An 18,195-nucleotide genomic window follows, 5' to 3' on the forward strand; every position below is an offset into this window, starting at 1 on the left:
CCGACGGACGCCGCGACCCGGCAGGATGACCGGCATGGGTGAAGCGAAATCGTGTCCGTGCCGCCGCGGCGAACCGTTCGACAGCTGCTGCGGGCCGATCCTGGCAGGCACGCGACCCGCGCCGACCGCCGAGACCCTGATGCGCTCGCGCTATACCGCCTACGTCGTCGGCGACACCGACTACCTGCTGCGGTCGTGGCACCCGAACACCCGCCCCGACAGTCTGGAACTCGACCCCGACCAGCGGTGGCTGTTCCTGGAGATCGTCGGCACCCAGCGTGGCGGCCCGTTCGACGACAACGGCACCGTCGAGTTCATCGCCCACTACAAACTGGACGGCGTGCGCGACGCGATGCACGAGCTGAGCACTTTCGTGCGGGTCGACGGCGCGTGGGTGTATCTCGACGGCACCTTCCAGGCCTGACACACTGACCTCGTGCCCAGGATCGCGATCGAATACTGCACCCAATGCCGCTGGCTGCTGCGCGCGAGCTGGATGGCACAGGAACTGCTGACCACCTTCGCCACCGACCTCGGCGAGGTGGCCCTGGTGCCCGGCCAGGGCGGCATCTTCCGGATCACCCTCGACGGCGAGCAGCTGTGGGAACGCAAGGCCGACGGCGGTTTTCCCGATATCGCCGTCCTCAAGCAGCGCGTCCGCGACCGCATCGCCCCGGATCGCGACCTCGGCCACGTCGATCGGCGCGACTGAACCTCAGGCGAACAGGACGGCTCCTGCGACCGACAGTCCCAGAATGACCGCGGGCGGTCCGGCATGGCCGAGATCGCGGTGGATGGCATGCGCGATCAGCGCGAGGACGAAGTAGACCACCAGGCCGAGTGCAGCGGCCAGACCCAGCGGCGTCCACCACAATCCGGCCACCAGACCACCCGCCGCCGCGAACAGCACGGCCGCGAGCAGCGGAAGTCTTCGCCGTTCGACCCCGACCCTGGCGTAGGCCGCCACGACCTCGGGCTTCCCCGACAATTTCGCACGGGCCGAGTAGACGAGCAGGGCGGCCAGCAGCAAGGCGACCACGATACGCGCGACGGTCATGGCGCGTCTTCTTCCACGAGCGGATAGGTCTCCTCGATTCTATACGTTTGTATAGATTCGTTCTAGGGTCGAAGCATGAGCCCGCAACCGAGTAACCGCACCGCCTTGCTCGAGGGCGCGCTGCGTTGTCTGGCGCGGATGCCGGTCGATCAGGTCTCCGCCCGCGCGGTCGCCGCCGAATCGGGCGCGAACCTGGCGTCCATCGGCTATCACTTCGGCTCGAAGGACGCACTGGTGACCGCGGCCGTTGTCGCGGGCCTCGATCGCTGGCTGGACGAGATAGCCGCGCGGGCGAGCGTCGTGCGCGCGGGCGCCGATCCGGCCGACCGTTTCCGGCGCGCTGTCGACGCGGCCGACGCCTCGCGTGGCGAACACGAGGGACTGGCCCGTGCCTATGTCGTGGCGCTCGGCCGCGCGCAGCACGACCCGGTCGTCGCCGAGCGGCTCATCGACGGTTTCCGTCGCACCAGACCCGCGGTGGCCTCGGTGCTCGGCCTCGGCGTCGACGATATCGGTGTCGACGCGGGCGCACTGATGCACGCGATGTTCACCGGCCTGCTCGTCCAATCCCTGCTCGACGAGGATCTGGCACTGTCCGGTGACCGGATCGCCGACGCGCTACGGCGCATCGCCGATACCCTTGCGGGCCAAGGCAACTGACCTCAGCAGCAGCCGCCCCCGCCGCAGCAACCGCCACCGGCCGGCCGGGGCGCGGCGACGGGCGCGGGCGCGGCGCCGCGGCCGACGGTTCCGAAGGTGGTCAGCAGTTTGACCGTGTCGTCGTGCCCCGCGGGGCAAGCGGCCGGATCCGAAGCCTGCGCCATCGGCCGGTTCACCTCGAACGTGTCGCCGCAGGAGCGACACCGGAAGCTGTAGTTCGGCATCGGCACAGTGTATGCAGTCGGGCCGAGGTTGTAGGCCGCCGATGTCGGCATACTTTCGGCTATCTCGATGGGGTGTCATCCGGGTGGGGTCTCGGCGCGGGATGGCGACCGTGTGGAATCGATGCTCTGGGTCGCGTCCGTGCCTGAAATCACAGTGTGACCGGTTCGCGGTGCGCTGGAGGGGGAGATTCGCGTGTGTCCGCGAAGTAACTGTTACCTGCGGGAATCGTGCGTTGCGAGGCCGTTCGGGGCGGGCGGACGTACTCTCGTAGTGAGTCACCAGGTGCTGCGGCCTGCGGGAGCAAATACACAGGCACCCGTGGGTTCGCGCCGGCAAGGAGGTGTGCGATGAGCATTCAGTCCGATCTCCACCCCGAAGTGGGGATGCGCGAGGCCGAACCGCTGGCGCGGACCGAGTACGGAATCGTCAGCGGGACCTGGGACGGGCCGATCGCCGTGTGGCGCAGCGTGCCGTATGCCGCGGCGCCTGCCGGACCGGCCCGCTTCTCCCTGCCGCGGCCCCCGGAGCGCTGGGACGGCGTGCGCGACTGCGTCGTCTTCGGTGACATCGCGCCGCAGGCCATGGGCTCGATGGTCCCGGTCGACTCCGATCTGGCCATGGGCGAGGACTGTCTGTGGGTCAATGTCTGGTCGCCGCGACCGGAGCCGAGCGAGGACGAACCGCGGCCGGTGATGGTGTGGCTGCACGGCGGCGCGTACTGCCTCGGCACGGCCGCCCAGACCATCTACGACGGACGCAAACTGGCCGAAGCGGGCGACGTGGTCGTGGTCTCGGTGAACTACCGGATCGGGGTACTCGGCTTCCTTGACCTGTCCTCGTTCGGTGCGCCGTTCACCCCGAACCTGGGCCTGCACGATCAGCTGGCCGCGCTGGCCTGGGTGCGCGACAATATCGCCGCGTTCGGTGGTGATCCGGGCAATGTCACGGTGTTCGGTGAGTCCTCGGGCGCCGGCTGCGTCACCGCCCTGCTCACCTCGCCCGCCGCGGCCGGGCTGTTCCACAAGGCGATCGCCCAGAGCCCGCCCGCCACCACCGTTTTCGGGCAGGAACGCGCGGCTGTCGTCGCCCAGCGCTATCTGGAACTGCTCGAACTCGGTCCCGGCGAGACCGATCGGCTGCTCGAGCTGCCGATCGAGCAGCTCGTCGAGGTCGGCGCGGTGCTGCTGGACGAGGTGCCGATCAAGGAACCGGGCAGGCTCGCGGCGGCGCCGGTCGTCGACGGTGATCTGCTGCCCGGCTATCCGATCGACCGCTTCCAGCAGGGCCGTTCGCATCGAGTGCCGCTGCTGATCGGCACCAATCGCGACGAGGCCTCGCTGTTTCGCGTGCTGCGGTCACCGATCATGCCGGTGACTCCCGACGCGGTGAACGCGATGCTCAACGATGTCGCGGCCTCGCATCCGGAGATGTCGCCCGAGCGGATCGCCGAGATCACCTCCGCCTACCCCGATCTCACGAAAACCCGCGGGGCGCTGGCCATGTCCACCGACGCGGCCTTCCGGATGCCCGCAGCCTGGGTCGCCGAGGGGCACGCCCAGCACTCACCGACCTGGATGTACCGCTTCGACTACGCCACCCCGATGTTGAAGGCGGCGCGCGTCGGCGCCGGGCACGCCACCGAATTGCCTTATGTCTTCGGCAACTTCGGCACGCTGAACCACGATCCGACGTTCTGGCTGGGTGGTCGCAAGGCCTCGGTCGCGGTGTCGGGCCGCATGCAGCGCCGCTGGCTCGCCTTCGCCGAACACGGCGTGCCCGCGGCACTGGACGGCTCCAAGCATTGGCCGCACTACCGGCCCGCCGCGCGCACCACCTTGCTGATCGACACCATCGACCGCGTCGTCGACAACCCCGACGCCGACCTGCACACGGCATGGGGCGACCAGGCCGTCGGCTTCAGCTGATCGGGCCTAGCCGAGCAGACCCGGGATCGGCGCACCGAGCGCGCCCAGCCACTGCGCGAGGGCGCCGAGCGGTCCGTGTACCGAGGCCGCCGCACCCGCGACGGCTGTGGCCGCCTGCGCGATCCGGGGTGGTCGACGAGGCAGGCCAGGAAGCGGAGGGCCTGTCGGCCACCGAGGGTCGAGGCACGCGGCTGAGCGGGCGGATGGTGCTAAATTGGTGCTATGTCGAATCTGAATCTGCGGCTACCCGACGACCTGCATACCGCCGCCGCGGCTGAAGCCGACGCGGCGCACATGTCGCTCAACAGTGTGATTTGCGATGCCCTCCGGGACTGGGTCGCCTTGCGTGCGCTCAGCCGCAAAGAGGATGCCATTCTGGATCGCGTCATGAACGAGGATGCGGATCTGCTCGCGCTGATCCGGGGAATCGAGTAGTGCGTCCAGAAGCGCTGATCAAATGCAACCAGCGAGTCACCGAGGGGGCCGGTGCGATTCGTGATCTGGGCTTGGTCGCCGCGGCCGCGACGAGGGCAGACCAGATCGTGCTGGGTCGCGAGGCCTACCCGACACCGGAGCTGAAGGCCGCGGCGGTCTTCCAATCGGTCATCCGTGATCAAGCATTCACCGAGGGCAACAAGATGACGGCGTGGGTTGCCGTTCGTCTGCTCCTCGGATGCTATGGAATTGTCCCGGGCATCGAGCCCACCGCCGTGGTCGCGCTGATCGACGCCGTCGCGACGGAACGCACCGAGGTCGCCTGGATTGCGACCCAGTTCGCGGTCCGTCCGCATGTCGCGCCTGCGTCGTCGACTGCCTGATCGCCCCTCCGAGCAGGCGGTTTTGCCAGCGGAAACGACGCGGGGCCGCTACCGGGTGTCCGGTAGCGGCCCCGCGTCGAGCAGCTCAGACGTCGGTGGAGAAGCGGATACCGCCGTCGGGAATCTCCACGCCGGGCCACACCCGAGCGCCGCGCAGCAATTCGCAGCGCGCGCCGATATTGGCGCCGTCACCGATCACGCCGTCACGCACCAGCGCGCGCGGACCGATCCGGGCGCCGAAGCCGACGATGGAGCGTTCCACGGTCGCGCCCGCCTCGACGACCGCGCCGTCGAAGATGACCGCACCGTCCAGGCGCGCGCCCGCGCCGATCTCGGCGCCACGCCCGACCACGGTGCCGCCGATGAGCAGCGCGCCCGGCGCGACACCGGCACCGGGATGGACCAGCGACTCGCCACGCTGACCCGGCAGGGCGGGCGAGGGGGCGATGCCGCGGACCAGGTCGGCCGAGCCGCGCACGAAGTCCTCCGGGGTACCCATGTCACGCCAGTAGGAGGCGTCGACATGGCCCTGCACCCGGGCGCCCTCGGCCAGCAGCGCGGGGAAGACCTCGCGCTCGACCGAGACCGGACGACCGGTCGGGATCTTCTCGATGTACTCGCGGCGGAACACGTAGCAGCCCGCGTTGATCTGGTCGGTCGGCGGATCCTGGGTCTTCTCCAGGAACGCGGTGACCCGGCCGTCGGCGTCGGTCGGCACGCAACCGAAGGCGCGCGGGTCGCTGACCCGGACCAGGTGCAGGGTGACGTCGGCGTTGGTCGACTCGTGGGTGTCGAGGATCGCGCCCAGGTCGGTGCCGCCGAGGACGTCGCCGTTGAACACCATCACGTTGTCCGCGCGCAGCTTGGGCAGCACGTTGCGGATACCGCCGCCGGTGCCCAGCGGTTCGGTCTCGGTGACGTACTCGAGCTCGAGCCCCAGCTCGGAACCGTCACCGAAGTGCTCTTCGAACACCTCGGCCTTGAACGAGGTGCCCAGCACCACGTGGGTGATCCCGGCCTCGGCGATGCGGGCCAGCAGGTGGGTCAGGAACGGCAGCCCGGCCGTCGGCAGCATCGGCTTGGGCGCCGAGAGGGTGAGCGGACGCAGCCGCGTGCCCTGTCCGCCGACGAGGATGACCGCGTCGGTGCCTGAGTTGCCTGCCATCGAGTTTCCCCTGTTCACAGTGGACCGGTACCTGCTCAGGCGCCGGTTCGCGCTTTCTCGCGCAGCGCCGATCGAACCGCAATCCGGGAGCGAACCGCAAGTCCGGCGCGCAGCGCGCCCCGCAACGGCGCCTGCCACCAGTGTGGATGCCGGTCGGCCTGGAAGCGGTAGGCGCTGGCGTGGTGGGCGGGCAGCATCAGCTCGGGATGCTTGCCCGCGGCGTGGCCCTTCGCGTGGGTGACCTCGGCGTCGGGGACGAACACGTTGTGCCAGCCGGCCTTGCCCATGCGGTCGCCGAAGTCGACGTCCTCCATGTACATGAAGTAGCGCGAGTCGAAGCCGTCGATGGTGTCGAACGCGGCCCGGCGCACCAGCAGGCACGAGCCCGACAGCCAGCCGACCACCCGCTCGGAGATCTCCTCGTTCTCCTGGCGGTAGCGCACCGACCAGGGGTTCTTCGGCCAGATCGTGCCGAGGATCGCGTGGCCGGCACCGTCGGCGAGGCCGGGGACGCGGCGCGCGGACGGGTAGACGCTGCCGTCGGGCTCACGGACCATCGGCCCGAACGCGCCGGCGCGCGGCCAGCGCTCGGCGGCCTCGAGCATCTTGTCGATGGAGTCGACGCCCCAGCGGATGTCCGGGTTGGCCAGGATCACGAATTCGATCGACGGGTCGATCTCGGCGACGGCCCGGTTGATGGCGCCGCCGTAGCCGATGTTGCCGCCGGTCCGCAGCAGTCGCACGTGCGAATTGGCCTCGGCGACGAGCTCGGGCACGCCGTCGGTCGAGCCGTTGTCGGCCAGGATCACCTGCGGCTTCTCGCTGGTGGCATCGGCCAGAGTGGTGATGAAGTGCTCGAGGTGCTCGCCCGGTGAATAAGTCACCGTGACGACGGCAAGGCCCGCAGGGGCCGCGGAATCGGCTGCGTTCACGACTGCGCAGCCTAGTCGGACACGCGCTGTAGTGCGTCGGCTAGTGCGGAACGCCAAGGCCGCAGCGGGGCGAGGCCCGCCGCGTTCCACGCCGCGGGGGACAGCACCGAATAGGGCGGGCGCGGTGCGGGTCTGGGGAAGGCGCTGGAATCACACGGCAGCACCCGGGCCGGATCGGCGCCGAGCTCGGTGAAAACGGCAACGGCCAGGTCGAACCAGGTGGCGGTGCCGGAATTGGTGGCGTGCAACACCCGGGGTGCGTCGGGGCGGGTGCTCAGCTCGAGCAGCGCGGCGGCCAGGTCGGCGGCGCTGGTGGGGGAGCCGACCTGGTCGTCGACGACGGTGACGGTGTCGCGTTCGGCTTCCAGCCTGCGCATCGTCGCGACGAAATCCCCCTCGACACCGGAGTACACCCAGGCGGTGCGCACGACCTGGGCGCCGAGCTCGAGCACGGCCTGCTCACCCGCCAGCTTCGACTGGCCGTAGACCGTCGCGGGACCGGTGGGGTCGCCGGGTTCGTAAGGAGTGTCGGCGGTGCCGGGGAAGACATAGTCGGTGGACACGTGGATCAGCCGGGCGCCCGCCGCGGCGCAGGCGGCGGCCAAGACGGCGGGTCCGGTGGCATTGGCGGCGAAGGCGGCGTCGCGGTCGGACTCGGCGTCGTCGACGGCGGTGTAGGCCGCGCAGTTGATCAGCACCGCGCCCGGGGTGATGACCGCGTCGACGGCGGCGCGGTCGGTGATGTCGAGTTCGGCCCGGCCGTAGCCCGCGGCATCGGGGGCGAGCCGCAGGATCTCTCGCCCCAGTAGCCCGCGCGCTCCGGTTACGATCAGGCGAGCGGGGGCGGGGAAATCGGTGTGCACGCGGCCAGTCTGGCACGCCGTGACACCTGCGGTTCGGCGCGACTGTGGTAACTGTTGGTTAGCCTGTGATGGCCGGTTGCGGCGGACGAGCCCAGGTGTACGAGATGGCGGGGTTGCCGGGGGGATTCGGAGCCGGGCGCGGAGTTCGTCGAGAGGATGCACGAGTGCGAGAGTCGACACGACCACCCACGGTCGCCACGCAGACCGGTGCGGTCGGCCCGGCGCAGGTGATGGTGGCGATCGCGGCGGTCCTGGTACTTGCCCTCACCGGCTTCGCGTGGCGCAGCGTCGACAATCTCATCGCCAATATCGACCGCATCGGCGGGCTCGGCCTCGGCGGCGGCCGCGACGGCGCGGTCGACATCCTGCTCGTCGGCGTCGACAGCCGCACCGACGCCCACGGCAACCCGCTGACCTCCGCCGAGCGCGCGATGCTGCACGCAGGCGACGAGGTGGGCACCAACACCGACACCATCGTGCTGGTCCGTGTCCCCAACGACGGCCGCTCGGCCACCGCGATCTCGATCCCGCGCGACTCCTACGTCGACATTCCCGGCCAGGGCAAAGGCAAGATCAACTCCGCCTACGGCGCCACCAAGGAGACCGAACGCGCGAAGCTGCTGGCCAAGGGCGGTTCCGACGCCGACGCCGAACGGGATTCGACGAAGGCGGGCAGGCAGGCGCTGATCAAGTCGGTGGCCTCGCTCACCGGCATCACCGTCGACCACTACGCCGAGGTGAGTCTGCTGGGCTTCGTGCTGCTCACCGATGCCGTCGGCGGTGTGGAGGTGTGCCTGAACAACGCGGTCGACGAATGGATGTCGGGCGCCGACTTCCCGGCCGGGCCGCAGCGTCTCGACGGCGGGCAGGCACTGAGCTTCGTGCGTCAGCGTCACGGGTTGCCGCGTGGTGACATCGACCGGATCGTGCGTCAGCAGGTGTTCATGGCCCAGCTGGTCGGGCAGCTGCTCAACGCCAAGGTCCTGGCGAATCCGGGCAAGCTCGGCGAGATCAGCGAGGCGGTCGGCCGGACCGTCGTGCTCGACGAGGACTGGGACGTGCTGGCCTTCCTGCAGCAGCTCAAGGACTTGTCCGGCGGCAAGGTGGAATTCGAGACCATCCCGGTCGCCGACCTCAACAGCATGACCTCGGCGGGCGAATCGGTCGTCCGGGTCGAGCCGAAGGCGGTGCAGGATTACGTCGCCGGGCTCGTCGGCGAGGAGAAGCGGGCCGACGACAAGCCCGAGGTCGACCCGTCGACGGTGTCGGTGAGCGTGTTCAACGCGGGCGGCACCGCCGGGCTCGCCGCCAAGGTGTCGACGGCGTTGACAGGCAAGGGTTTCCGCGAAGGTCTGGTGGGCAATTACACAGGTGGCAGCGTCAGTTCGAGCCGGGTGCTCGCCGCCGACGCCGAGAACCCGAAGGCCGCTGCGGTGGCCGAGGCACTCGGCGGTCTCACCGTGGTCGCGGATCCGTCACTGTCGGCGGATACCGTGAGCGTGGTGCTGGCGAGCGACTATTCTGGTCCGGGCTCGGCCGCGGCAGGCATGTTCGATTTCGACGGAACATCCTCGGCGACCGCGACGCCAGTACCGCCAGCCCCGCCTATCGATGCAGGCCAGAACGGACCGAAATGCGTGAACTGACCCATGGTTGAGCCGAACTCGACCCTCACCGACGCCCTCCTCGACCCGATTCTCGAACGCGACCCCGCCGGTCCCCGTGTCACCTGGTACGACGACTCCACCGGCGCCCGCATCGAACTGTCCGGCCTGACGCTGGCCAACTGGGCCGCCAAGACGGCCAACCTGATCCGTGACGAGTTCGCGCTCAGCCCCGGCGCCAGGGTCGCGGTGCTGCTGCCCGCGCACTGGCAGACCGCCGCGGTGCTGCTCGGCTGCTGGTGGGCGGGCACGGAAGTGGTGCTCACTCCCGATCCCGACGCCGACCTCGCGCTGGTCACCCCCGACCGGCTCGACGACGCCGACGGTGTCGGCGAGGTGGCGGTGCTGTCGCTGGACGCCATGGGCACGCCCGTGCGTGACCTGCCGGTCGGCGTGACCGATTTCGCGACCGCGGTGCGCGTGCACGGCGACCAGTTCCTGCCCGGGGGATTCCGGGCCGCGCTCGACGGGCTCTCGGTCGGCGAGGTGCTCGCGGAGGCGCGAAAGTCTGCCGCGCTGCAGGACATCTCCGCAGGTGACCGGGTGCTGTCGAGCTCGCCGTGGGAGACCGTTCAGGAACTGATCGACGGGTACATCGCGGTCTTGTTCGCCGGTGCCTCGCTGGTGCAGGTCGTCAATCCCGATCCGGCCGCCGTCGAGCATCGGGCCGCCACCGAGCGGGTGACGGTTCGCCGCTGACCCCCGCGGGTCTCCTACCCAGGTATAGGTCGATCTCCGACTGGAACACGTTCCGCACGGTCCGGAAATTTCGTACCGTGGAGGAAACCTTCGGCAGAGCGGCAGGGGTGGCGATGATTGCGCAGTACTGGTTGCGGTGGTCGGCCGAGCACGGAGCGCCGCGGGCGATCCTGCGCTGGCAGGTCCGGCGGGGTGACCCGTTCGCCATCCTGCTCAGCGGACAGCGCGGCCTGCACGACCCCTACCCCCTGATCGACGAACTCCGCGAGCCAGGCGGACTGCTCCGGACGCCGCTGTCCTACGCCGCGTTCGACCACCCGCAGGTGCGGGCCATCCTGCGCGACAGCCGATTCGGTGTGCGGCAGGCGCTCGGCGGCGAGCTGCCCGGACCGTGGCGCAAGCTCGCCGAGCGGGTGACGGTGCCGCCCAATCCGGTCGAGCCGCCGTCGATGCTGGTCCTCGATCCGCCCGAGCACACCAGGATGCGCAAGCCGGTGTCCTCGGCGTTCACCCCGCGCGCCATCGCCCGGCTGCGTGATCGGGTGGAGGTGGTCACCGCCGAACTGCTGGACGCGATGCCCGCGCACGGGTCGGTCGACCTGATCACCGATTTCGCGGCCAGGGTGCCGATCGCCATCATCGCCGAGATGCTCGGCTTCCCCGCGTCCGACCGGGAACTGTTCCTGCGCTGGGGTGACCAGGTGACGCCGCTGCTCGACATCGGCACCTCGTGGCGGTCCTACCGTGGCGCGATGGTCGCGATCGAGTCGATGGACGAGTACCTGGCCGCGCACATCGCGAAACTGCGCCGCGAACCCGGCGAGGACATCCTGTCGACCCTGGTGAGCTCGGGTGATCTCGATCTGCGCGAGCTGCAGGCCGGTTCGAGCCTGCTGATGGGCGCGGGTTTCGAGACGACGGTCAACCTGATCGGCAATGCGATCGCGGCGCTGTCGGCCAATCCGGATCAGCTCGCGATCGCCCAGGCCGATCCCGACCGCTGGTCCGATGTGGTGGAGGAGACCCTGCGCTTCGATCCGCCGGTGCAGACCACCGCGCGTCAGGCGCTCGAGGATGTCGAGATCGACGGCGTCACGGTCCGCGAGGGCGGCACCGTCATCCTGTCGCTGGCAGGCGCCAACCGCGACCCCGCGGTCTTCTCCGACCCGCACCGCTTCGACATCGACCGCCCGAACCTGCGCGAACACGTGGCCTTCAGCAGCGGCATCCACGCCTGCCTCGGCGCGAGCCTGGCCCGCATGGAAGCCGTCCACGCCCTGCGCGCCCTTTACACCCGCTACCCCGACCTGCGCCTGCGCGAGGCGCCGACCCGCCGAAACCTGTTCACCCTGCACGGTTTCGAGCACATGCCGGTCGACCTGGGCCCGGTCGCCCGCACCCCGTCCCCCGACGGGTTGACAGGCGCCGCCCTCACATCCTGACCCCGGCTACGCGCCCGCGCGCCAGCGGTAGCGGGTTTTGGGGCGGCCCGCGCGGCCGTAATCGGCTCGGCGCTCGGCCAGTCCGTCGTCGGCGAGTTTTTCCAGGTAGCGCCAGGCGGTGATGCGGGAGACGCCGACGGCGGCCGCCGCGTCGGTCGCGGTGATGCCTGCTTCGGCCGAGCGCACGGCGCGCGACACCTCCTCGAGGGTGTGCTGCACCACGCCTTTCGGTGCGCCGGCGCGCTGGTCGGCGGTGCGTAGCGCACCGAGGGCGCGGTCGATGTCGTACTGCGACAGGGCCGCCTCGCCCGCGGGCAGTGCGGTGTCGAAATCGCGGTAGCGCTCCAGCTTTTCGCGGAACGCGGCGAAGGTGAAGGGCTTGAGCAGGTAGAGCACCACGCCGTGGGCGACGGCGCTGCGCACCATGTTCAGCTCGCGGGCGGAGGTGATAGCGATGACGTCGGGCCGCGGTTCGAGGCTGTTGAGCGCCGCGGCGACCTCGAGTCCGCTGATGTCGGGAAGGCCGATGTCCATCAACACCAGATGGAACGGCCGGCCGTCGGCGATCGCCTCGGCGGCCAGGCCGAGCGCGTCGCGACCGGTGTGCGCGACGCCGCCGGTGACGAATCCGTCGAGCCGCTCGAGATAGGCCCGGTGTGCCTGGGCGATCAGCGGTTCGTCCTCGACGATCAGGACGCGGATCATTGTTTCTCCCTCAGCGGAATGCGAACGATGACCGCGCTGTGTGGTGCGGCCGTGGTGGTGATGGCGCCGCCGTGCCGATCGACGAGGCGGTGCACGAGTGCCAAGCCGAGTCCGGCGTGGTCGGATTTGGTGGTGTAGCCGCGTTCGGCGGCGCGCACGAACATCTGTGCCGACATGCCAGGCCCGCTGTCGGCGACCCGCACCAGCAGTTCGCCGTCGCGGTGGCACACCGACACCTCCACCCGCTTGTCGACGGTGCCCGCGGCGGCATCGATCGCGTTGTCGACCAGATTGCCGACCAGCGTGACGGCCTCGTGTGCCGACAGCGGGTCGGTGGAGTCCAGCGCGGTGTCCTCGCTGATGGACAGGCTCACCCCGCGTTCGGCCGCCTGATCGACCTTGCCCAGCAGCAGCGCGGCCAGCGCCGCGTCACCGACGGCCGACAGCAGCCGGTCGATGAGGACCTGCGAGAGTTGCAGTTCCGCGGTGGCGAAGGCGACGGCCTCGTCCGGACGGCCCAGCTCGACCATCGTGACGACGGTGTGCAGCCGGTTCGCCGCCTCGTGCGCCTGCGCGCGCAGCGACTCGGCGAAACCGCGCACCGAGTCGAGTTCGCCGAGGACCGCGCGCAGTTCGGTCTGGTCGCGGATGGTGAGCACGGTGCCGATCGGGCGGCCCTCCCAGCTGACCACGTCCTGGTTGACCAGCAGCACCCGATCGGTGGTCACGTGCGTCTCGTCGCGCACGACGCCCCAGCGCATCTGCCGCAGCGAGGTCGGCAGGTCGCTGCGATGCACCGGCCCGTCGGGCAGGTCGAGCAGCGTGCGCGCCTGATCGTTGACCACCTCGGCGGGTCCCGGGCTCGCCCCGAACACCACCAGGCCCTCGTGCACGGAATGCAGCACCGCGTCGTGGTGTTCGTAGAGCGCGCGCAGCTCGTCGGGCGCAAGGCCGTGGGTCTGGCGGCGCAGCCTGCGGCTGATCAGGAACGACGACAGCGCGGCCAGCGCAAGGCCCGCCGCCGAGACACTCAGGATCACCGGCACCTGCGACGCGACCTGGGTGCCGATCCTGGCGCGGGTGACCCCCGCCGAGACCAGCGCGACCACCCGGCCGCTGTCGTAGACCGGGGTGACCGCGCGGATCGACGGTCCGAGCGTGCCGGTGAAAGTCTCGGTGAAGGTCTGCCCGGCCAGCGCGGCGTCGATGCTGCCGGTGAACGGCTTGCCGATCAGCGCGGGATTGGTGTGGGTGTAGCGGGTGCGGTCCGGAGCCATCACGACGATGAAGTCCATGCCGGTGTCGGCGCGGATGCGCTCGGTGGTCGGTTGCAGCAGCCCGCTGGGGTAGGGGGAGTTCACCGCTGCCAGCGTCGACGGCGCGCGCGCCACGGAGACCGCCACGTCGCGGACCTGCAGTTCGGTGGCCACATCGTGGTCGTGACGGGCGTCGAAGACGGCCAGGATGGCCCCGGTGCCGATCATCAGCGCCAGCACCACCAGCTGCCAGACGAAGGCCTGCCCGGCGAGCGACAGCCGCACTCGTCGCATCCCTGACCCTCCGACCTCGTCTTGAACGTTATGCACCAAATGTGATGGGTATCACAGCGGTTGCGCATGCTTGGGCGCCATGAGCACAACCACCGCACCATCGCGGAAACGCGACCATACCCATTGGCTGTACATCGCGGTGATCTTCGCGGTTCTTGCGGGCATCCTGGTCGGCCGGCTGGCGCCGGAATTCGGTCAGTCGCTGGCGCCGCTGGGCACCCTGTTCGTGAACCTGATCAAGATGATGATCGCACCCGTCATCTTCTGCACGATCGTGCTCGGCATCGGATCGGTGCGCGCGGCCGCCACCGTCGGCAAGGTCGGTGGCCTGGCCATCGCCTACTTCCTGGCGATGTCGACGGTCGCGCTCGGCATCGGTCTCGTCGTCGGCAACCTGATCGAACCGGGGACCGGACTCGGCGCGGGCAGTGCGGGGGCGGGCGCCAAGTACGCCGAGCAGGCGCACGGCGCCGGCGGCACGTGGGACTTCATCCAGAACATCGTGCCGACGACCCTGGTGTCCTCGCTGACCGCGGGCAGTGTCCTGCAGGCGCTGTTCGTCGCGCTGCTGGTCGGGTTCGCCGTGCAGGCGATGGGCGAGGCGGGCACGCCGATCCTGCGGGCCGTCGCGCTCGGCCAGAAGCTGGTGTTCCGGATCCTGTCGATGATCCTGTGGCTGGCCCCGATCGGCGCGTTCGGCGCGATCGCCAATGTCGTCGGCCGGACCGGCTGGTCGGCGGTGGTGCAGCTGGCGACGCTGATGATCGCGTTCTACCTGACCTGCCTGGTCTTCGTCTTCGGTGTGCTCGGCGTCGTGCTGCGGGTGGTCTCGGGGGTGTCGATCCTGAAGCTGTGCCGGTACCTGGCGCGGGAATACCTGTTGATCGTGGCGACCTCGTCCTCGGAGTCGGCGCTGCCGCGACTGGTCGCGAAGATGGAACACGCCGGTGTCGAGCGCACGACCGTGGGTGTCGTTGTGCCGACCGGGTATTCGTTCAACCTCGACGGCACCGCGATCTACCTGACCATGGCGTCGATCTTCATCGCCGACGCGATGGGTAAGCCGCTGAGCCTGGGCGAGCAGATCGGCCTGCTGCTGTTCATGATCATCGCGTCCAAGGGCGCGGCGGGTGTCACCGGCGCGGGCCTGGCCACGCTGGCCGGTGGCCTGCAGAGCCACCGTCCCGAACTGCTCGACGGGGTCGGCCTGATCGTCGGCATCGACCGGTTCATGTCCGAAGCCCGTGCGCTGACCAACTTCTCGGGCAATGCGGTGGCCACCCTGCTCATCGGCACCTGGACCAAGACCGTCGACGCCGACCGCACCCGTCGCGTCCTCGATCGCGAATTGCCTTTCGACGAGGAGACGATGGTCGACGACCACCCGGTCGACGCCCCGGCGCTCGAGTCGAAGAAGCCCGTGCCGGTGCAGTGACGTACGCGAAAGGCCCCGCAGCGTCTGCGGGGCCTTTCGATGTGCGCGGGATCAGGCGCGCGCCCACTTCTCCGGGTTCAGGTGGTACTGCACCAGGGCGGTGGCGTGGCCGTGGCCCATGCCGTGTTCGGTCTTGAGCCAGGTGACCAGGGCGGCGTGCTTGGTCTGTTCGGTCGCGGCGAGGAGGGTCAGCCACTCGTCCACGGTGCGGCCGTACTTGGCCTCGATGGTGGGGAAGTAGGACGCGGGGCCGTGCGGTGCGTTCGCCATGGTGGTTCCTCCTCGGTGGATGCTCGTTATGGGTGATGACGGTGGGGCCGAGCGGAATTCATCGCGGCGTGAGCGGGGTCACGCGGCGACGGCGACGCGCTGGTCGGAGGCGGTTCGGCGTTCGCGGATCAACAGGATGCCGGTGAGCGCGACGACCACCGCGGTGAAGCCGTGGACACCGAACGCGGCGGCGGTGGATCCGTTCCAGCTCAGCACCGTGATCATGTCGCCGACCGGAACCAGTGCGGTGACCAGCAGGGTGACGCCGAGCGCGAAGCGCTGCTTGGTGGCGAGCAGGGCGAGGATCACCAGGCCGCTCACCGCGTCGCGCACGCCCTTGAGATTGAGGAAGGCCACCGCGTCGCCGGAGGGCCAGGCGGGCAGGCCGAAGCCGGGCGCCGTGGCCTCGGGGGCGATCAGGTAGCTGATGCCGACGTAGAGGATGAGCGCCGCGCCGAGCAGGGAGAGGGCGGTGGCGATACGCGGGACGGTCATGATGTGCTCCTGGATCTGTATTACGTTGCTCTGAAATCTAGCGGCGCTAGGTGTTGTGGAGAACGATAGCGCGGGCATTGCTATCTTGTCTAGCGTTGCTAGAATTTCGGGCATGAGTACCCAACTGCGCAAGGAACGCGAACGCGCCCAACGACATCAGCAGATCATCGACACCGCGCGGGAACTGGCCGAAGCGGAGGGCTGGGACGCCGTCACCATCCGCAAACTGGCCGAGCGCATCGAGTACAGCCAGCCGGTGCTCTACAGCCACTTCGCGAACAAGGCGGCCATCCTCGGCGCCGTCGCCCTGCAAGGCTGCGTCGAGCTGGCCGAGGAACTGCGTCGCGCGCGCGAGGCCGCCACGACCCGAACCGAGATGTTCGACAACGTCGCCCGCGCCTACCTCGACTTCGCCGCCGCCAACCCGGCCCGCTACGACGCGATATTCGTGCTCACCACCGATCTCACCTTCGGCCTGGACGCGCCCCAGCCGCTGCGCGACGCCTTCGCCGGCCTCGAGGCGATGTTCAGCTCGGGCGCCGAGGGTGACGAACTCGGCGCGCGCACCGAGGTGGCCTGGGCCTCCCTGCACGGCATCGCGACGCTGGAACGCAGTGACAGGTTGCGCCCGGAGTTGCGCGAGCGGCGGATCGCCCTGCTGGTCGAGAGTTGGGCGGCGTTCGCCTGACCGCATCCGCCCGTGCTCGTCCGCGCGGCCCGTCGCGGTGACGGACGACTCGTCGGCGGAGGTCCGCGCGCCGCGTAGGTTGGAGACAACGACGCAGGTCGCCCACGGCGGCCGAGGGCGAAGGGACGACGGATGGCGGAAGTCGTAGTAGTCGGTTCGGGGCCGAACGGCTTGGCCGCGGCGGTGATCGCGGCGCGTGCCGGATTGTCGGTGCGGGTGCTCGAGTCCCAGGATCGGCCGGGCGGCGGGTCGCGGACGGCCGAACTCACCCTGCCGGGATTCCACCACGACGTGTGCGCGGGCGCGCATCCGATGGCCTTGGCGTCGCCCTTCTTCCGCGCGTTCGATCTGGCCGCGCACGGTGTCGACCTGCTCACTCCGACGATCTCGTACGCGCATCCCCTCGACGGCGGCATCGCCGGATTGGCCTGGCGCAATCTCGAATCCACCGTCGCCGACCTCGGTCGTGACGGCCCGGCCTGGCGCGAGCTGTTCGGCCCGCTGGTCCAGCACTGGCCCGATGTCGTCGACCTCGCCATGTCGGACCTACGGCACCCACCGACCCGGATACCGACCGCCGTCCGCTTCGGCCTGCGCCTGCTGGAACAGGGATCACCCTTGTGGAACAACCGCTTTCACGACGAGGTCGCGCCCGCGCTGCTCACCGGTGTCGCCACCCACGCCATCACTCAGCCGCGCGCGTTGCCCGCGGTCGGTGCGGCACTGCTGCTCGGTACTCTGGCGCACGCGGGCGGCTGGGTGATTCCGCGCGGTGGCAGCCAGGCGATCCCGAACGCCATGATCGCCGAGCTGGAACGGCTCGGCGGCGAGATCGTCACCGGACATCGCGTCGACGACTTCGCCGAGCTGGCGACCGCACGCGCGGTCCTGTTCGACACCTCGCCCGCCGAACTCCTGCGCGTCGCCGGTGACCGCCTGCCCACGCGATACCGCAACAGCCTCGGCCGATTCCGCTACGGCGGCGCGGCCTGCAAGGTCGACTTCGCGCTGTCGGGCCCGGTGCCGTGGACCGCCGAGGGCTGCGACCTGGCCGGCACCCTGCACCTGATCGGCACCCGCGCGGAGGCGATGCACGCCGAACGCCGGATCGCCGCGGGCGAATTCGCCGAGCGACCGTATGTCCTCGCGATCCAGCCCGGCGTCGTCGACACCACCAGGGCACCGGAGGGCAAGCACACCTTCTACACCTACGCCCACGTCCCCAACGGTTCCGACCGCGATATCAGTGAGGCGGTGATCGCCCAGGTCGAGCGCTTCGCCCCCGGCTTCCGCGACCTGATTCTGGCGAAACATGTGACACCGGCGGCCTTCATGCCCGCGCACAACGCCAACTACATCGGCGGCGACATCTCCGCGGGCGCGATGACCCTGCGCCAGACCGCCTTCCGGCCACTGGCCCGCTGGAACCCGTACTCCACGCCGATCCCCGGCACCTACCTCTGCTCGTCCTCGACCCCACCCGGCCCCGGCGTCCACGGCATGCCCGGCCTGCACGCCACCCGGCACATGCTGCGCACCCGCTTCGGCATCGTCACCGAGCCGCTGGATCTCCTACGCGGCGCGGCGCCCGCCTACCACTGA

Annotated in this window: 21 protein-coding genes; 12 read left to right on the plus strand and 9 right to left on the minus strand. The window is 69.8% G+C overall.

Features of this window, described 5'->3' with window-relative positions:
• Positions 1–25 precede the first annotated feature (25 nt).
• Together IEY60_RS10610 and IEY60_RS10615 are read left to right on the plus strand one after the other, a co-directional pair.
• On the plus strand, positions 26–424 hold the full coding sequence (locus IEY60_RS10610; RefSeq protein WP_189026554.1) for a YchJ family protein: 399 nt from the start codon (positions 26–28) through the stop codon (positions 422–424).
• Positions 425–436: 12 nt separating this feature from the next.
• Positions 437–712, plus strand: a complete 276-nt coding sequence (locus IEY60_RS10615) for an Rdx family protein (protein WP_189026555.1) — start codon at positions 437–439, stop codon at positions 710–712.
• Between the two features lie 3 nt (positions 713–715).
• Here the strand turns inward: IEY60_RS10615 and IEY60_RS10620 are convergent, their stop codons facing one another.
• Positions 716–1,057, minus strand: coding sequence for a DoxX family protein (locus IEY60_RS10620; RefSeq protein WP_189026557.1), 342 nt, complete (start codon positions 1,055–1,057; stop codon positions 716–718).
• 75 nt (positions 1,058–1,132) lie between these two features.
• Between IEY60_RS10620 and IEY60_RS10625 the strand changes: the two genes are divergently transcribed.
• Positions 1,133–1,717, plus strand: coding sequence for a TetR/AcrR family transcriptional regulator (locus IEY60_RS10625; RefSeq protein ID WP_189026559.1), 585 nt, complete (start codon positions 1,133–1,135; stop codon positions 1,715–1,717).
• Positions 1,718–1,719: 2 nt separating this feature from the next.
• Here IEY60_RS10625 and IEY60_RS10630 read toward each other — a convergent pair whose 3' ends face one another.
• Complete coding sequence (locus IEY60_RS10630; RefSeq protein WP_189026561.1) at positions 1,720–1,941, minus strand: FmdB family zinc ribbon protein; 222 nt, start codon at positions 1,939–1,941, stop codon at positions 1,720–1,722.
• Positions 1,942–2,289: 348 nt separating this feature from the next.
• Between IEY60_RS10630 and IEY60_RS10635 the strand changes: the two genes are divergently transcribed.
• From IEY60_RS10635 to IEY60_RS10645, 3 genes are all read left to right on the plus strand, one after another.
• On the plus strand, positions 2,290–3,867 hold the full coding sequence (locus tag IEY60_RS10635) for a carboxylesterase/lipase family protein (protein ID WP_189026563.1): 1,578 nt from the start codon (positions 2,290–2,292) through the stop codon (positions 3,865–3,867).
• A gap of 222 nt (positions 3,868–4,089) precedes the next feature.
• A complete protein-coding gene (locus IEY60_RS10640) occupies positions 4,090–4,302 on the plus strand; it encodes a toxin-antitoxin system HicB family antitoxin (RefSeq protein ID WP_189026565.1) in 213 nt (70 codons plus the stop codon).
• Positions 4,302–4,685: a type II toxin-antitoxin system death-on-curing family toxin gene (locus IEY60_RS10645; RefSeq protein ID WP_189026567.1), complete on the plus strand. Its 384-nt coding sequence runs from the start codon at positions 4,302–4,304 to the stop codon at positions 4,683–4,685. The genes IEY60_RS10640 and IEY60_RS10645 overlap by 1 nt, the downstream gene beginning before the upstream one ends.
• A gap of 85 nt (positions 4,686–4,770) precedes the next feature.
• Here the strand turns inward: IEY60_RS10645 and manB are convergent, their stop codons facing one another.
• Genes manB through rfbD form a run of 3 tightly spaced genes read right to left on the minus strand, consistent with a single transcriptional unit; the run spans position 4,771 to position 7,645 of the window.
• The gene (manB, locus tag IEY60_RS10650) at positions 4,771–5,850 is read right to left on the minus strand and encodes a mannose-1-phosphate guanylyltransferase (RefSeq protein ID WP_189026569.1); all 1,080 of its coding nucleotides are present in this window, start codon (positions 5,848–5,850) and stop codon (positions 4,771–4,773) included.
• Between the two features lie 35 nt (positions 5,851–5,885).
• Positions 5,886–6,782: a glycosyltransferase family 2 protein gene (locus IEY60_RS10655; protein WP_189026571.1), complete on the minus strand. Its 897-nt coding sequence runs from the start codon at positions 6,780–6,782 to the stop codon at positions 5,886–5,888.
• A gap of 11 nt (positions 6,783–6,793) precedes the next feature.
• Complete coding sequence (gene rfbD / locus IEY60_RS10660; protein ID WP_189026573.1) at positions 6,794–7,645, minus strand: dTDP-4-dehydrorhamnose reductase; 852 nt, start codon at positions 7,643–7,645, stop codon at positions 6,794–6,796.
• Positions 7,646–7,875: 230 nt separating this feature from the next.
• On the opposite strand from rfbD, the gene IEY60_RS10665 reads away from it, so the two are divergent.
• The 3 genes from IEY60_RS10665 to IEY60_RS10675 all read left to right on the plus strand — a co-directional run bounded on the left by IEY60_RS10665 (position 7,876) and on the right by IEY60_RS10675 (position 11,450).
• Complete coding sequence (locus IEY60_RS10665; RefSeq protein ID WP_189027504.1) at positions 7,876–9,291, plus strand: LCP family protein; 1,416 nt, start codon at positions 7,876–7,878, stop codon at positions 9,289–9,291.
• A 3-nt stretch (positions 9,292–9,294) separates the two neighbouring features.
• Positions 9,295–10,008 carry a TIGR03089 family protein gene (locus IEY60_RS10670; RefSeq protein WP_189026576.1) on the plus strand — a complete coding sequence of 238 codons (714 nt, stop codon included), beginning with the start codon at positions 9,295–9,297 and terminating at the stop codon, positions 10,006–10,008.
• Between the two features lie 113 nt (positions 10,009–10,121).
• The gene (locus IEY60_RS10675) at positions 10,122–11,450 is read left to right on the plus strand and encodes a cytochrome P450 (RefSeq protein WP_189026578.1); all 1,329 of its coding nucleotides are present in this window, start codon (positions 10,122–10,124) and stop codon (positions 11,448–11,450) included.
• A 6-nt stretch (positions 11,451–11,456) separates the two neighbouring features.
• On the opposite strand, the gene IEY60_RS10680 is transcribed toward IEY60_RS10675, so the two are convergent.
• Both IEY60_RS10680 and IEY60_RS10685 read right to left on the minus strand, forming a co-directional pair.
• Positions 11,457–12,155 (minus strand): response regulator, encoded by a 699-nt coding sequence (locus IEY60_RS10680; RefSeq protein ID WP_189026580.1) that lies wholly within the window; start codon positions 12,153–12,155, stop codon positions 11,457–11,459.
• Positions 12,152–13,705 (minus strand): sensor histidine kinase, encoded by a 1,554-nt coding sequence (locus tag IEY60_RS10685; protein ID WP_189026582.1) that lies wholly within the window; start codon positions 13,703–13,705, stop codon positions 12,152–12,154. The genes IEY60_RS10680 and IEY60_RS10685 overlap by 4 nt, the downstream gene beginning before the upstream one ends.
• 79 nt (positions 13,706–13,784) lie before the next feature.
• Here IEY60_RS10685 and IEY60_RS10690 point away from each other — a divergent pair, with 79 nt between their 5' ends.
• On the plus strand, positions 13,785–15,140 hold the full coding sequence (locus IEY60_RS10690) for a cation:dicarboxylate symporter family transporter (protein WP_189026584.1): 1,356 nt from the start codon (positions 13,785–13,787) through the stop codon (positions 15,138–15,140).
• Between the two features lie 51 nt (positions 15,141–15,191).
• On the opposite strand, the gene IEY60_RS10695 is transcribed toward IEY60_RS10690, so the two are convergent.
• Together IEY60_RS10695 and IEY60_RS10700 are read right to left on the minus strand one after the other, a co-directional pair.
• The gene (locus IEY60_RS10695; RefSeq protein WP_189026586.1) at positions 15,192–15,410 is read right to left on the minus strand and encodes a DUF4287 domain-containing protein; all 219 of its coding nucleotides are present in this window, start codon (positions 15,408–15,410) and stop codon (positions 15,192–15,194) included.
• 78 nt (positions 15,411–15,488) lie between these two features.
• Positions 15,489–15,905, minus strand: coding sequence for a DUF4267 domain-containing protein (locus tag IEY60_RS10700; protein WP_189026588.1), 417 nt, complete (start codon positions 15,903–15,905; stop codon positions 15,489–15,491).
• 112 nt (positions 15,906–16,017) lie between these two features.
• Here IEY60_RS10700 and IEY60_RS10705 point away from each other — a divergent pair, with 112 nt between their 5' ends.
• Together IEY60_RS10705 and IEY60_RS10710 are read left to right on the plus strand one after the other, a co-directional pair.
• Positions 16,018–16,593 (plus strand): TetR/AcrR family transcriptional regulator, encoded by a 576-nt coding sequence (locus IEY60_RS10705; RefSeq protein WP_189026591.1) that lies wholly within the window; start codon positions 16,018–16,020, stop codon positions 16,591–16,593.
• Positions 16,594–16,725: 132 nt separating this feature from the next.
• Positions 16,726–18,195 (plus strand): phytoene desaturase family protein, encoded by a 1,470-nt coding sequence (locus IEY60_RS10710; RefSeq protein ID WP_189026593.1) that lies wholly within the window; start codon positions 16,726–16,728, stop codon positions 18,193–18,195.

Origin of the sequence: Nocardia rhizosphaerihabitans, from assembly GCF_014646295.1 — a bacterium.
Classification (GTDB): Bacteria; Actinomycetota; Actinomycetes; order Mycobacteriales; family Mycobacteriaceae; genus Nocardia; species Nocardia rhizosphaerihabitans.

Coding starts and splice junctions, on each gene's coding strand:
- IEY60_RS10610 (WP_189026554.1), top strand. CDS start 26: ATGACCGGCATGGGTGAAGCGAAATCGTGTCCGTGCCGCCGCGGCGAA.
- IEY60_RS10620 (WP_189026557.1), bottom strand. CDS start 1,057: ATGACCGTCGCGCGTATCGTGGTCGCCTTGCTGCTGGCCGCCCTGCTC.
- IEY60_RS10625 (WP_189026559.1), top strand. CDS start 1,133: ATGAGCCCGCAACCGAGTAACCGCACCGCCTTGCTCGAGGGCGCGCTG.
- IEY60_RS10630 (WP_189026561.1), bottom strand. CDS start 1,941: ATGCCGAACTACAGCTTCCGGTGTCGCTCCTGCGGCGACACGTTCGAG.
- IEY60_RS10635 (WP_189026563.1), top strand. CDS start 2,290: ATGAGCATTCAGTCCGATCTCCACCCCGAAGTGGGGATGCGCGAGGCC.
- IEY60_RS10640 (WP_189026565.1), top strand. CDS start 4,090: ATGTCGAATCTGAATCTGCGGCTACCCGACGACCTGCATACCGCCGCC.
- manB (WP_189026569.1), bottom strand. CDS start 5,850: ATGGCAGGCAACTCAGGCACCGACGCGGTCATCCTCGTCGGCGGACAG.
- IEY60_RS10665 (WP_189027504.1), top strand. CDS start 7,876: ATGGTGGCGATCGCGGCGGTCCTGGTACTTGCCCTCACCGGCTTCGCG.
- IEY60_RS10670 (WP_189026576.1), top strand. CDS start 9,295: ATGGTTGAGCCGAACTCGACCCTCACCGACGCCCTCCTCGACCCGATT.
- IEY60_RS10675 (WP_189026578.1), top strand. CDS start 10,122: ATGATTGCGCAGTACTGGTTGCGGTGGTCGGCCGAGCACGGAGCGCCG.
- IEY60_RS10680 (WP_189026580.1), bottom strand. CDS start 12,155: ATGATCCGCGTCCTGATCGTCGAGGACGAACCGCTGATCGCCCAGGCA.
- IEY60_RS10685 (WP_189026582.1), bottom strand. CDS start 13,705: ATGCGACGAGTGCGGCTGTCGCTCGCCGGGCAGGCCTTCGTCTGGCAG.
- IEY60_RS10690 (WP_189026584.1), top strand. CDS start 13,785: ATGAGCACAACCACCGCACCATCGCGGAAACGCGACCATACCCATTGG.
- IEY60_RS10695 (WP_189026586.1), bottom strand. CDS start 15,410: ATGGCGAACGCACCGCACGGCCCCGCGTCCTACTTCCCCACCATCGAG.
- IEY60_RS10700 (WP_189026588.1), bottom strand. CDS start 15,905: ATGACCGTCCCGCGTATCGCCACCGCCCTCTCCCTGCTCGGCGCGGCG.
- IEY60_RS10705 (WP_189026591.1), top strand. CDS start 16,018: ATGAGTACCCAACTGCGCAAGGAACGCGAACGCGCCCAACGACATCAG.
- IEY60_RS10710 (WP_189026593.1), top strand. CDS start 16,726: ATGGCGGAAGTCGTAGTAGTCGGTTCGGGGCCGAACGGCTTGGCCGCG.